This window comes from Mesorhizobium sp. L103C105A0, assembly GCF_000502215.1.
Lineage (GTDB): Bacteria > Pseudomonadota > Alphaproteobacteria > Rhizobiales > Rhizobiaceae > Mesorhizobium.
Genome location: NZ_AYXF01000015.1, coordinates 37,534 through 51,330, shown reverse-complemented (window position 1 = coordinate 51,330; position 13,797 = coordinate 37,534). Strand labels below are relative to the sequence as shown.

Below are 13,797 nucleotides of genomic sequence, written 5' to 3'. Positions count from 1 at the left end.
TCAGGCGGTCTAGGTTCCGCGCTTCGGGCCGAGCAGGAAAACTATGAGGGCAGCGACGAACGTGGCAACAGCACTGTAGGCAATGGCGCTGGCGATCCCCGCATTCTCCACCAATAGCCCGCCGAAAATCGCGCCGGCTGCAATTGCCACTTGGAATGCTACGACCATCAGCACACCGGCGCTTTCGGCCTGCTCGGGAACGGCTCGCCGCACCATCCACGTCTGTAATCCCACCGGCACCGCGCCGAAGGCAAAGCCCCACGCGCCAACCGCAATCCCCGAGGCGAAGGCCGATGCTCCCGCCGTCAGTAGCGAAACAGCCGCTATCCCTATGAGCAGCGGTGCAAGGGCCGCGACTGCCTTGAGACTGTACTCGGCCAGAAGCCCGCCGGCCAAATTGCCGAAGAATCCGCCGATGCCAAAAGCAAGCAACACAAGCGAGATCGTCTCAACGTCAAGCGCGGGAATCTTTTCGAGGAAGGCGCGGATATAGGTGATTCCGGCGAAGTGGCCGGAAGCGACCAGCAGGATGACAAAAAGCGCAACCTTGACCATCGGAATCTTTGCCACATCCAGCAGGCTGCGGACGCTAGTCACTCCAATCGGAGGCAGTCTCGGAATGGTCATGAGCTGCACGAGCAGTGTAGCGACGCCGCCGGCTGCGGCGAGCATGAAGGCGCTTCGCCATCCCCAGATATCGCCGACATAAGCGCCGATTGGAGCTGCGCAGACGGTAGCTACGGAAACGCCGGTGAGGATGATCGACATAGCGCGAGGCAGGAGGTGGCTTGGAACGAGCCGCATCGCCAGTGCTGCCGACATCGACCAGAATCCTCCGAGCGCTATGCCGAGCACGACGCGTGCAGTCAGGAGAACCGCCAGCGACCACGCGCCGGCCGCCAGAACGTCCGACAGGATCAGCAGCAGCGTCATTGTCCACATGACGGTCCTGCGGTCCAGGCGCTTTGTGATGATGGCCACCGTCGGCGCCGAGATCGCCCCGACGATAGCTGTCGCCGTCATCGCCTGTCCAGCCGCTCCCNCTCCCTCGCTGATACCGAGATCATGCGCGAGGGGCGTGAGCAGGCTGACAGGCAGAAACTCTGCCGTGACCAGCCCGAAGGTGCCCAAGGAAAGCGAAATGATGGCACCCCATGCCGGGCCAGACGGTGGGACTGGCTTTTCTGGGTCGTGCAGAACAGCGTTCATAACGCCTGCTGCGGATCGGGTCATGAACGAAGTCTCCACTTTGATGCAATGCAACGTGATGTTGGCTGCCTTGACTCAAATCTAAAAACACAAGCGCATTTCCCGGCGGCGTTGTACGGAGGAGGGGATGTTCATTGCTTCGCGATACTTTGTGACGGTGCGGCGCGCAACATCAATGCCGGTTTCCTTCAGCCGGACAGCGATGTCCTCGTCGGAAAGCACGTCGCCGGGAGATTCTGCGGCAATGATCGCTTTGATCCGATGCCGGACAGCTTCGGCGGAGTGCGCATCGCCGCCTTGGCAGGACGCGATCGCGACGGTGAAAAAATACTTCAGTTCAAAGACGCCGCGCGGGGTAAGCATGTACTTGTTCGAGGTCACCCGGCTTACCGTCGACTCGTGCACGCCGATCGCGTCAGCGACGGTTCTGAGATTGAGAGGCCGCAGGTGGGCGACGCCATGTTCCAAAAAGGCATCCTGCTGACGCACGATTTCAGCCGCAACCTTAACAATCGTCTTGGCGCGCTGATCGAGGCTGCGGATTAGCCAGTTCGCGTTTTGCAAGCATTCGTCGAGAAATGCTTTATCTTTCGAATTTTGGGCAGTTTGACGCGTGACTTCGGCATAGTAGGTTTGGTTGATCAGCAGCTTCGGCAGCGTGGCGGGATCAAGTTCGATCTGCCACCCGCCTTGCGGCGAGGGCGTGACCCAGACGTCGGGTATGATTGATTCAGACGCACCGGATTCGAATCTGTTCCCAGGCTTTGGATCGAGCGCACGAACCTCATGCATCATGTCGAGAAGGTCTTCTTCATCGACGCCGCAATGCTGCTTCAGCGCCTCAAAATCGCGTCGCGCAAGCATTTCAAGATGGGCAACCAAAGCTGCCATTGCCGGGTCGAGCCGGTTTCGCTGGCGCAACTGAATCTCGAGGCATTCTCTGAGACTTCGCGCAAAAACTCCCGGTGGATCAAATTGCTGCAAGGTTCCGAGAACCCGTTCCACAACAGCCTCATGGACATTTAGGCTCTCGGCCAGCTCCAAAAGGTTTGCCCGAAGATAGCCAGTGTCTTCCAGATCGGCGGCAAGCTGGCCAGCGATCAGCCGCTCCTGTGGTGTGAACGCAGTGAGGGCGATCTGACGAGCGACATGGTCGTGCAATGTTTCGGCGAGGGTGGCAAACTCGTCGAGGGAAGGGCCATTGCCCGGCGGGTTGTTGGTCGTGTTGCGAAGTGATTTCCATTGCCCGAGCCGTTCAGGCGACCCTGCCCCGGTCAGCCCTTCAACGGCGTTTGCACCAGGGCCGAGGGGCTGATCCGCTCCCGAAATCGAAGCATCGTCAAAAGGCCCGCCATCGTTTGACGCAGATTCCAAGAGCGGGTTCTTCTCGATTTCCCGCTCCACGAACTGATGCAGTTCGGTATGCGCCAGTTGCAGCAAGCGAATCGACTCAATGAGTTGAGGCGATGCGACGATGGATTGCTTCTGGCGCTGAAACAGGCTTGCTGAAGATTGCATGGTGAGTGCGATAATCCTGTCGAGGAGCCTCTTGGGGCCTGCAATGGCGCCAGTGAGACGTTTTCTAGGTCATGCGGCGGCTTTCAGCGTTTCGAGAACGTTTTGCGGGGATGAGACGCCATACGGGTCGGCCTCGCAGTTGTCGGAGAAACCTTCCTCCTCGAACCAGTGCTCCACCACGCCATTGTTGATCAGGGCGGCGTAACGCCATGAGCGCATCCCGAATCCGAGATTGTCCTTGGCAACCAGCATGCCCATCTTGCGTGTGAACTCGCCTGAGCCATCGGGGATGAGCTCGACCTGCTTCAGGCCCAAGGACTTCCCCCACGCATTCATGACGAAGGCGTCGTTGACTGAGAGGCAGTAAATCGCGTCAATTCCCTCCTTCTCAAACTCATCATAGAGCTCTTCGAACTTGGGCAATTGGTAGGTCGAGCAGGTCGGCGTGAAGGCGCCAGGCAGCGAGAACAGGATGACGCGCTTGCCGGCAAAGTAGTCGTCAGATGTCTTTTCTTCCCAGCGATATGGATTTGGCCCCTCGACCGACTTATCGTGAACACGCGTGAGAAAGGTGACGAAGGGAACTTTCTTTTGAACTGTCATTAAGTTGCTCCTAAAGAAGACTGCGCTGAATTCTGGCAGAGGCTGGCGCAATACCGGGCAAAGGCTCGTATGCCCGGCACGGAATGAGGGCCTCGCGGCTCGCAACCTCCTTTTTCCCTCCCGACAGTGGGAACGTCTTGGCGGTGTCTTGGCCACCCGAACGCAATCGATCTGTGCGATCTGGACACCGTCGAGCCGGTTGCTTTCCACGGCTATGGCGCCGGAAGCGGATCGGTCACTAGCGATCTTGCGTTTCGAAAAAGGATAGCGGCCGGAAGGAGCCAATATCGCAAGCATATGGGGGCCTGAAATGTCTTCATGCAACACACCCGCGTCACAGGACTCCGAGTCACTGGACTGGTTCAGCGTGTTGTGGATATGTGGCAGTGACCCGCCGGCCTTGGCTTGGGTGACCCTTTGACAAGGCTTTTCGGCACTCACATGCTGAACAGAACCGGCAAACCGCATTTGCGCGCGCTGCCCGTGTTGGCGTGCCGGCATCGGACCAGCCATGCGCAAAGCGGCCATCCAGATCGGACTTCCGGAGGAGACGATGCCCCGATGTTCAGCTGCAAGGGGCACCGTCTCCTCAGGCCACGGTCTGGAGCTTCGCGTGTCGGGCATGGTGCAAGTCGCTTTCATCGTGATTTGATGGTGCTCTAACCAGGAGCAGCAAGCGGCGTGCCATTTGGAATAGAGGGGCTGTTGGACCGCCCCTCCTTCTCGGAGGCCGTGTCTTAGAAGATCGGGCGCGCGCTATAACCGCCTCGTCACACAGGCAACAACGATGCTGTATGATGCGGATATTCGGCGCTTCGCCCCGGCTGGGCAAAGACGAACCGGAAGCCGAGCCGATGCATTACCTGAGCCTGGAGGGCACTCCAGTCATTGCGTAACGTGTGGCGCTAGCGTTCATTGGTGCGCCGGCACGGCTATCGCGAACATGCGCCTGTCGCAGCGACCATGAGCGGGGGCTCTTGGGCAAGCGCCTTGGCCCCGTGAGGATCGAATTCCCCAATCGTGTCTGTTCGCCGCCTCTTATGTTCGAAACTGGACCAGAATGTCGCAAGCCCGACCTAAAGGTCGCCGAGGCGTTCTGTCCGACACTGTTCCGTCGCCTTTGTTGGCCCGCGACACCGGCCTATTTCGCCTAGCTCTTCTCTGGCCTCAGGCTAAGCCCCTAAAAGCATCACAGATTTTTTTCTTCGGTTGGCCAAATTGGCACGAGTTTTGAAGCCGCTTCGTTGCGGGCCGGGAGCCGCCGACCGACTTTCATTTCGTGGATGGCACGAATGGAACGAAGAAAGAAAAGCAAAATGTCAAATCCGCGTCGGATAGCGTCTATGGGCATGGGGTCCTCGGCGAAACCGCCCTTACCCAACAGCTCGCCGCTCTTGTCGACCCTTGCGCAGGAAATCTTGGCTGGCGGCGGCTCAAAGGCCCACCACACCGACCTTATCCTGACCTCGAAGGTGCAGGATAACGTTCTGCATATCGCCGCGCGATGTGCCTAGACAGTTACGCGCCAGCCGTTCTTGATAATCGGTCTGCCTTCGGACGACGTCATCTATATGCCGTCTTAGGTCTTCGCTGCCGCAGCGCCCGCCGGTCACCTTCCGCCCTGGCTATAGAGTGAAGTGCCACCATGTCCGAACAACCCTTGCCGACGCTGCCGATGTGGCGCGTCGATCACATTGAGCCATCCCCCGAGATGTTGGCGCTACGCGCCAACGGTCCGATCCACCGCGTGCGCTTCCCGTCCGGGCACGAAGGCTGGTGGGTGACAGGCTATGACGAGGCCAAGGCGGTGTTGACCGACGCGGCGTTCCGGCCCGCGGGAATGCCGCCGGCGGCATTCACCCCGGATTCGGTGATTCTCGGTTCGCCAGGATGGCTGGTCTCGCACGAGGGGGGCGAGCATACGCGGTTACGCACTATCGTGGCGCCATCCTTCAGCAACGGCAGGGTGAAGCAGCTCGCTCAGCAAGTGGAGGCGATCGTCGCGCAGTTGTTCGAGACGCTGGCGGCCCAGCCCCAGCCCGCCGATCTGCGGCGCCACCTCTCCTTTCCGCTTCCTGCCATGGTCATTGGCGCGCTGATGGGCGTGCTCTACGAGGATCACGCCTTTTTCGCCGGGCTGTCCGACGAGGTGATGACGCACCAGCATGAAAGCGGCCCGCGAAGCGCGTCGCGCTTGGCCTGGGAAGAACTCCGCACCTACATTCGCGGCAAGATGCGGGACAAGCGCCAGGATCCGGGCGACAACGTGCTGACGGATCTGCTCGCGGCGGTCGACCAGGGCAACGCGACTGAGGAAGAGGCGATCGGCCTGGCGGCGGGCATGCTGGTGGCGGGGCACGAGAGCACCGTGGCACAGATCGAATTCGGCCTGCTGGCCATGTTCCGCCATCCGCAACAGCGCGCACGCCTGGTGGGCGATCCATCCCTGGTGGACAAGGCGGTGGAGGAAATCCTGCGCATGTACCCGCCGGGCGCGGGCTGGGACGGCATCATGCGCTATCCCAGGACCGACGTGACCATCGCGGGCGTGCATGTTTCCGCGGAGAGCAAGGTGCTGGTCGGCTTGCCGGCGACGTCCTTCGATCCGCGCCATTTCGACGACCCGGAAATCTTCGATGTCGGACGTGACGAAAACCCGCACCTGGCGTTCTCCTACGGGCCGCACAGCTGCATCGGCTTGGCGCTGGCCAGGCTGGAACTCAAGGCGGTGTTCGGTTCGATCTTCCAGCGCTTTCCCGCGCTGCGCCTGGCGGTGGCGCCCGAAGAACTGGAGTTGCGCAAGGAGATCATCACTGGCGGGTTCGAGGAGTTCCCGGTGCTCTGGTGATGCGCGGACGCCACCAGGAATCCCGATGTTCTCGAGTTGCCGGCGCGACTGCCGCGCGCCGATCAGATCAGCCAGCCAACAGGTGACCAAGATGGACGTGCAAGAAACCACGGCAGCATGCCGGGACGCCTTCGCCGAACTGGCGTCGCCAGCGTGCATTCAGGACCCGTACCCATTCATGCGGTGGCTACGCGAGCACGATCCGGTACATCGCGCGGCGTCGGGTCTCTTTCTGTTGAGCCGCCACGCCGACATCTACTGGGCGCTTAAAGCCACTGGCGATGCTTTTCGGGGGCCGGCGCCAGGTGAACTGGCGCGCTATTTCCCGCGTGCGGCGACCAGCCTGTCGCTAAGTCTGCTGGCGTCCACTTTGGCGATGAAGGAACCGCCAACGCATACGCGTCTGCGCCGGCTGATCTCGCGCGATTTCACCATCGGCCAGATCGACATGCTGAGGCCGACCATCGCTCGCATTGTCGCAGCGCGCCTGGACGGCATGGCGCCCGCACTGGAGCGCGGGGAGGCAGTGGACCTGCATCAGGAATTCGCGCTGGCCTTGCCCATGCTGGTTTTCGGCGAACTGTTCGGCATGCCCCCGGACGACATTCTCGCGCTCGTCACCGGCATCAGCGCCATTCTGGAAGGCCTGAGCCCGCACGCCAGCGATCCGCAGCTCGCCGCGGGGGACGAGGCCAGCGCCAGGGTGCAGGCCTACTTCGGCGACCTCATACAGCGCAAGCGCACCGATTCCCGCCACGACATCGTGTCAATGCTGGTCGGCGCACACGACGATGATGCCGAGACGCTGTCGGATGCGGAATTGATCAGCATGCTCTGGGGCATGCTGCTGGGCGGCTTCGCCACCACTGCTGCGGCCATCGGCCATGCTGTCCTGGCGATGCTGGCGTATCCCGAACAGCGGCACTGGCTGAAGGGAGATGCCGTGGGGGTGAAGGCATTCGTCGAAGAAGCCCTGCGCTACGACGCGCCTGCCCTGTTCAGCTCCATTCCGCGTATCGCCCAGCGCGACATCGAAATGGGCGGCGTGGTGATCCCGAAGAACGCGGACGTGCGCGTGCTGATCGCGGCCGGCAATCGCGACCCGGACGCCTTCGCCGATCCCGATCGCTTCGATCCCGTGCGGTTCTGCGGCACCAGTCCTGGCATGTCGATCGACGGGAAGATCATGCTGACCTTCGGCCACGGCATCCACTTCTGCCTTGGTGCGCAACTGGCCCGGGTGCAGTTGGCCGAAAGCCTGCCGCGGGTCCAGGCGCGCTTCCCCACGCTGGCATTGGCCGAGCAGCCGACCCGGGAGCCCTCCGCGTTCCTTAGGACGTTCCGCGCGCTGCCGGTGCGGCTGCATCGGCAGGAGGGCTGAGATGCGCATCGTGGTCGATCAGGATCTGTGCGGAACTACCGGGCAGTGCGTGCTGACGCTGCCGGGCACCTTTCGCCAGCGCGAACCGGACGGCGTGGCCGAAGTGTGCGTGGCGACGGTCCCGCAGGCGCTGCACGCCGCCGTGCGGCTTGCGGCCAACCAGTGCCCGGTCGCCGCCATTCGGGTGATCGAAAGCGACGCCGGCCATGACGAGCGCGCCAGCGCCGACCCTACGCCTTCTCCGGCGCAGGCCGAGCGGCATGCCGCGAAAGAACAATGCAATTCAGGAGGCACGATGGGACGGTTTGAAGGCAAGGTGGCCGTGGTGACCGGCGCCGGCGCTGGCATCGGCAAGGCATGCGCTCTCGCCATCGCGCGCGGGGGCGGCAGAGTGGTGGTGGCCGACATTGATGGCTCGGCGGCCATCGCCTGCACCGCGCAGATCGCGGCCGAAGCAGGCCACGCGCTGCCCATAGCCATGGATATCGCCGATGAGCAGGCGGTGGCAGCGCTGTTCGAGATGGCGGAGCGGCACTTCGGGGGGGTCGACCTGCTGGTTAACAATGCGAGCGCCATGCATCTGACCCAGCGCGACTGCGCGATCCTCGACCTGGACCTGGCAGTCTGGGACCAGACCATGGCGACCAATCTGCGCGGAACGCTGCTCTGCTGCCGGCAGGCCATCCCACGGATGATCGCCCGCGGCGGTGGCGCGATCGTCAACATGTCGTCGTGCCAAGGGCTCAGCGGTGACACGGCGCAGACGTCCTACGGCGCGTCGAAGGCGGCGATGAACATGCTCTCGGCTTCGCTCGCCACCCAGTACGGTCATGCGCAGATCCGCTGCAACGCGGTTGCGCCGGGTCTTATCATGACCGAGCGTCTCCTCGCCAAGCTGGACGAGTGCATGCAACGGCATCTGCGCCGGCACCAGCTCCTGCAGCGCGTCGGCCGCCCCGAGGACGTGGCCGCACTCGTGGCGTTCCTGCTCTCCGCCGATGCTGCGTTCATCACCGGCCAAGTCGTGTGCATCGATGGCGGCATGCTGGCGCATGTGCCGACATACGCCGACGGCGGCAACAGCTGCGCCGCGCGCCCTGTCGGCGACACCGAACCGGCGGCGGCGGCGCGCTGCTGATGGACATGCTGCTCAACCCGCTCAACCGTCGGCACCGGCTGCGGTGCGACATCCCGGTCATGCCTGGCGCTTTCCCCCTGGTCGGGCATCTTCCCGCCATTGTCTGCGACCTGCCGCGCCTGCTGCAGCGAGCAGAACGGACGCTGGGGAGCCACTTCTGGCTGGATTTCGGCCCTCCCGGACATCTGATGACCTGTGTGGATCCAGACGCATTCTCTCTGCTCAAGCACAAGGACGTGTCCTCGGCGCTGATCGAAGAGATCGCGCCCGAATTGCTTGGCGGAACGTTGGTTGCCCTGGACGGCGGCGCGCACCGGCAGGCGCGCGATGCCATCAAGGCAGCGTTCTTGCCCAAGGGGCTGACCCAGGCCGGGATCGGCGACCTGTTCGCGCCGGTCATCCAGGCGCGGGTGCAGGCGTGGCGCGCCCGCGGCGAGGTAACTATCCTGCGCGAGACCGGCGACCTGATGCTGAAGCTCATCTTCAGCCTCATGGGAATCCCCGCGCAGGACCTGCCGGGATGGCATCGCAAGTACCGGCAATTGCTGCAGTTGATCATCGCGCCACCGGTCGACCTGCCCGGATTGCCTTTGCGGCGCGGCCGCTCCGCCCGCGACTGGATCGACGCGCAGTTGCGCCGGTTCGTCCGCGATGCGCGCGCGCATGCCGCGCGCACCGGGTTCATCAACGACATGGTGAGCGCTTTTGACAGCAGCGACGGTCCGCTCTCCGATGACGTCCTGGTCGCGAATATTCGCTTGCTGCTGCTTGCCGGTCACGACACCACTGCCTCGACGATGGCCTGGATTGTAATCGAGCTGGCGCGGCAGCCTGTGCTGTGGGACGCCCTGGTCGAGGAGGCGCAACGCGTGGGCGCGGTGCCGACCCGGCACGCGGACCTGGCGCAGTGTCCGGTCGCCGAGGCGCTGTTCCGCGAGACACTGCGCCTGCATCCGGCGACCACGCTCTTGCCGCGTCGCGCGCTGCAGGAATTGCAACTCGGCCAACGGCGCATTCCCGCGGGCACCCATCTATGCATCCCGCTGCTGCATTTCTCGACCTCGGTGCTGCTGCACGAGGCGCCTGATCAGTTCCGCCTGGCGCGGTGGCTGCTACGCACAGAACCGATCCGGCCCGTGGACATGCTGCAGTTCGGTACCGGCCCACACGTCTGCATCGGCTACCACCTGGTATGGCTGGAAATGGTGCAGTTCTGCATCGCCTTGGCGCTGATCATGCACAAGGCCGGGGTGCGGCCGCAGTTGCTGAGCGACGTCGAAAAAGGCCGGCGCTATTACCCGACCGCACATCCGTCCATGGCAATCCGCATAGGCTTCTCATGAGCTGGCATCGCATGCCCTGTGTGGCAAGGCAGCGGCGCCGGCGGGGCGCGGCATTGCTGCACTCAGCGCACGCACTCGTGTGACGCCGGCAACACCGTGACGACTTGCGCTCGCCGTGGCCATCTCAGCTACAAGGACATCAACAACATGCAGACCGGTTCCACTCCACGCGACCGAATTGGCGTTTCCACATTCGGCGGATTGGGCGCGCAGGCGCGCGGCGCCTCTGGCGGGCTGCTCCCGGAGATCTGGATGCAGGACGGCGCAAAGCGGGTCGAACAGGCTCTGGGGCGTCTGCTCTGCGCCAAAGACGACGGTAAGACAGAGCTGATGGCGGCCATGCGCTACGCCACCTTGCATGGCGGGAAGCGCACCCGCGCCTTGCTCTGTCTGGCTGCCGGCGCACTGGCGGGCACGCCGGCGCCCATGCTCGACGACGTCGGTGCCGCGATCGAGATGATGCACGCCTGTACCCTGGTCCACGACGACCTGCCCGCGATGGATGACGACGTGCTTCGCCGCGGCCTTCCGACCGTGCACGTAAAGTTCGGCGAAGCCACTGCGATCCTGGTCGGCGATGCGCTGCAGGCCCACGCCTTCCTGACCCTGACGAGCCTGGATGCGCCGGGCGACAACCGTATCGCTCTCGTGCGCGAACTAGCGCAGGCGGTGTCCGCCGAGGGTGCCGCAGGCGGACAGGCAATGGATCTGTCCCTGGTCGGAAAGCACGCCGGGCTGGACAGGATCCTAGCGATGCACCGGATGAAAACCGGAGCGCTAGTGCGCGCGTCGGTTCGCATGGGCGCGCTATACTCCATCACGGAGGATGCCGCGCACGCTACGCTTTACTGTGCGCTCGATCGATACACCGCCTGTTTTGGCCTGGCGTTGCAGGTGGCCGACGACATTCTCGACGCGACGGCGGATACCGCGACTCTTGGCAAGACCCCCGGCAAGGACGCGGCGGCGCAGAAGCCGACCTGCGCGTCAATCATGGGGCTGCAGGCAGCGCGCCAGTTCGCGCTGTATTTGTTGCACGACGCCGGGGAGGCCATCGCCCCTCTGGGGCCGCGTGCGGAAGCGCTGGCTCAGATGCTGCAGCGGGCCAACGTCTATCTGTCCGCGCCATACGCATGAGCGCCCCATCCGTAAGTACTCGCCCCTGTGCTGGTGCGATCGGCCGGCGGGCGCTGCATGCTGCACTGTGTCCGTGTCGGCGGCGACGTGCGCGGCGTCTGCCCGTTTCTGTTCTCGTTAGCCCTCTGCAGAAGGAACATCCCGCGTGAACGCGCTGTCCGAACAGATCCTTTCCGAATTGCGCCACCTGCTGAACGAGATGAGCGACGGCGGCAGCGTCGGCCCGTCCATCTACGACACGGCGCGAGCTCTGCAGTTCCACGGCAACGTCACCGGTCGGCAGGACGCGTACACCTGGCTCATCGCGCAGCAACAGGCCGATGGCGGATGGGGAAGTGCGGACTTCCCGCTGTTTCGCCATGCGCCTACGTGGGCGGCGCTGCTGGCATTGCAGCATGCCGATCCTCTTCCCGGGGCTGCCGACGCAGTCCAGGCTGCAACCCGGTTCATCGAGCGCCAGCCCGATCCCTACGCGCATGCGGTGCCGGAAGACGCGCCCATCGGCGCGGAGCTGATCCTGCCGCAGTTGTGCGACGAGGCCGCATCCTTGCTGGGCGGCTTGTCGTTTTCGCGCCACGCGGCGCTGTTGCCGTTGCGGCAAGCACGCCTGTTCAAGCTGGGGGCTGTGGCGACGTTGCCGAGCGGCCATCCGTTGCTGCACTCCTGGGAAGCCTGGGGGACGTCGCCGGCCACCGCATGCCCGGACGACGACGGCAGCATCGGCATCAGTCCGGCGGCCACCGCCGCGTGGCGTGCGCACGCCGTCACACAGGGAAGAACGCCGCACGTCGGGCGCACGGGCGGGTATCTGCAGGCGGCATCGCGGGCGACGCGCACCGGCATCGAAGGTGTCGTTCCCAACGTCTGGCCAATCAATGTGTTCGAGCCATGCTGGTCGCTGTACACCCTGCATCTGGCCGGTCTGTTCGCGCATCCCGCGCTCGCCCAGGCGGTGCAAGTGATCATCGCGCAGCTCGACGCCCGCCTGGGCGTGCGCGGTCTGGGCCCTGCCTTGCACTTCGCGGCCGATGCGGACGACACCGCCGTTGCGTTGTGCGTCCTTCGCCTTGCAGGCCGCGACCCGGCGGCCGACGCCTTGCGCCAGTTCGAAACCGGCGAGCTCTTCGTCACCTTCCCCGGTGAGCGCAATGCCTCGGTGTCGACCAACATCCATGCCCTGCATGCGTTGCGAATGTTGGGAAAGCCCGCCGCCGGCACCAGCGCCTACGTCGAGGCCAATCGCAACCCGCACGGTCTATGGGACAACGAAAAATGGCACGTTTCGTGGCTATATCCCACCGCGCATGCGATTGCTGCGCTCGCGCAAGGCAAGCCCCAGTGGCGCGAGGAGCGCGCGCTGACAGCGCTGCTGCAGGCGCAGCGCGATGACGGCGGCTGGGGCGCCGGTCGCGCGTCCACATTCGAGGAAACCGCCTATGCGCTGTTCGCGTTGCACGTGATGGACGGGAGCGAAGAGCCGGCAGGACGCCGGCGCATCGCGCAGGCGGTGGCGGGTGCGCTGAAGTGGATGCTCGCCCGCCACGCAGCGCACTCACTGCCCCAGACACCGCTGTGGATCGGCAAGGAACTGTATTGCCCCACCCGGGTGGTGCGCGTGGCCGAACTCGCCGGGTTGTGGCTGGCGCTTCGTTGGGGGCGGCGCGTCTCGGCCGAGGGAGCAGGAGCGGGGCCATGATCCCGACCCATCGCGCGCTGCAACAGGTGCTGGAGTGGGGGCGTTCCCTGACCGGGTTCGCCGACGAGCATGGCGTGGAAGCAGTCCGGGGCGGCCAGTACATCCTGCAGCGCATCCAGCCGAGCCTGCGCGACACCAGCGCCCGCACCGGCCGCGACCCGCTGGACGAGACGCTGATCGTGGCGTTCTATCGCGAACTGGCGCTGCTGTTCTGGCTGGACGATTGCAACGACCTTGACCTGATCGCGCCGGAGCAGCTCGCCGCGGTGGAGCAGGCGCTGGGGCAGGGCGTGCCGTGCGCGCTCCCCGGATTCGAGGGCTGTGCCGTGCTGCGCGCTTCGCTCGCCGCGCTCGCCTACGATCGTCGCGACTATGCCCAGCTTCTCGAGGATACCCGGTGCTACTGCGCGGCGCTGCGTGCCGAACACGCGCAGGCGGCAGGGGCGGAGCGATGGTCCTACGCCGAGTACTTGCAGAACGGCGTGGACTCGATCGCCTACACGAACGTGTTCTGTTGCCTGTCGTTGCTGTGGGGGCTGGACATGGCGACCTTGCGCGCGCATCCGGCGTTTCGCCAGGTCCTGCGGCTCATCTCCGCGATAGGGCGCTTGCAGAACGATCTGCATGGACGCGAAAAGGATAGGTCGGCCGGCGAGGGAGTTAACGCGGCGATCCTGCTGCTGCAGCGCTATCCGGCTATGCCTGTGGTGGAGTTCCTCAACGACGAGCTGGCCGGCCATACGCGCATGCTGCACCGGGTGATGGCGCAAGAACGCTTTCCCGCGCCGTGGGGACCGTTGATCGACGCCATGGCGGCCATCCGAGCGCAGTACTACGAGACCTCAACCAGCCGCTACCGCAGCGACGCTGCGGAGGGAGGCCAGCGTGCGCCGGCCTGAACGCGCGGGAAGCGGCGGCTTGCGC

The 13,797-nt window shown here is 64.3% G+C and carries 11 protein-coding genes and 1 pseudogene; 8 read left to right on the top strand and 4 right to left on the bottom strand.

Annotation, left to right across the window (positions count from 1 at the left end; genetic code table 11):
- Window positions 1-9 precede the first annotated feature (9 nt).
- From X727_RS138390 to X727_RS138405, 4 genes are all read right to left on the bottom strand, one after another.
- Window positions 10-1,233 (bottom strand): MFS transporter, encoded by a 1,224-nt coding sequence (locus X727_RS138390; protein WP_023835172.1) that lies wholly within the window; start codon window positions 1,231-1,233, stop codon window positions 10-12.
- A gap of 57 nt (window positions 1,234-1,290) precedes the next feature.
- Entirely contained in the window at window positions 1,291-2,727 is a 1,437-nt protein-coding gene (gene rpoN, locus X727_RS138395) for an RNA polymerase factor sigma-54 (RefSeq protein ID WP_023822632.1), read from the bottom strand.
- A 69-nt stretch (window positions 2,728-2,796) separates the two neighbouring features.
- On the bottom strand, window positions 2,797-3,330 hold the full coding sequence (locus X727_RS138400) for a peroxiredoxin (protein WP_023698264.1): 534 nt from the start codon (window positions 3,328-3,330) through the stop codon (window positions 2,797-2,799).
- A gap of 1,189 nt (window positions 3,331-4,519) precedes the next feature.
- Window positions 4,520-4,780, bottom strand: coding sequence for a hypothetical protein (locus X727_RS138405; RefSeq protein WP_023835170.1), 261 nt, complete (start codon window positions 4,778-4,780; stop codon window positions 4,520-4,522).
- 195 nt (window positions 4,781-4,975) lie between these two features.
- Here X727_RS138405 and X727_RS138410 point away from each other — a divergent pair, with 195 nt between their 5' ends.
- The 8 genes and pseudogenes from X727_RS138410 to X727_RS138440 all read left to right on the top strand — a co-directional run bounded on the left by X727_RS138410 (window position 4,976) and on the right by X727_RS138440 (window position 13,772).
- On the top strand, window positions 4,976-6,178 hold the full coding sequence (locus tag X727_RS138410) for a cytochrome P450 (protein WP_023835169.1): 1,203 nt from the start codon (window positions 4,976-4,978) through the stop codon (window positions 6,176-6,178).
- Window positions 6,179-6,269: 91 nt separating this feature from the next.
- Window positions 6,270-7,559, top strand: coding sequence for a cytochrome P450 (locus X727_RS138415; protein WP_023835168.1), 1,290 nt, complete (start codon window positions 6,270-6,272; stop codon window positions 7,557-7,559).
- Window position 7,560: 1 nt separating this feature from the next.
- Window positions 7,561-7,848: pseudogene (locus X727_RS1000000169845) on the top strand (ferredoxin); the annotation flags it as partial.
- Window positions 7,849-7,854: 6 nt separating this feature from the next.
- Complete coding sequence (locus X727_RS138420; protein ID WP_023835167.1) at window positions 7,855-8,697, top strand: SDR family oxidoreductase; 843 nt, start codon at window positions 7,855-7,857, stop codon at window positions 8,695-8,697.
- Window positions 8,697-10,040, top strand: coding sequence for a cytochrome P450 (locus tag X727_RS138425; protein WP_023835166.1), 1,344 nt, complete (start codon window positions 8,697-8,699; stop codon window positions 10,038-10,040). The genes X727_RS138420 and X727_RS138425 overlap by 1 nt, the downstream gene beginning before the upstream one ends.
- 147 nt (window positions 10,041-10,187) lie before the next feature.
- Window positions 10,188-11,177 carry a polyprenyl synthetase family protein gene (locus X727_RS138430; RefSeq protein WP_023835165.1) on the top strand — a complete coding sequence of 330 codons (990 nt, stop codon included), beginning with the start codon at window positions 10,188-10,190 and terminating at the stop codon, window positions 11,175-11,177.
- A 145-nt stretch (window positions 11,178-11,322) separates the two neighbouring features.
- Entirely contained in the window at window positions 11,323-12,873 is a 1,551-nt protein-coding gene (locus tag X727_RS138435) for a hypothetical protein (RefSeq protein ID WP_023702813.1), read from the top strand.
- Window positions 12,870-13,772, top strand: a complete 903-nt coding sequence (locus X727_RS138440; RefSeq protein WP_023702812.1) for a hypothetical protein — start codon at window positions 12,870-12,872, stop codon at window positions 13,770-13,772. The genes X727_RS138435 and X727_RS138440 overlap by 4 nt, the downstream gene beginning before the upstream one ends.
- The last annotated feature ends 25 nt before the right edge of the window (window positions 13,773-13,797 follow it).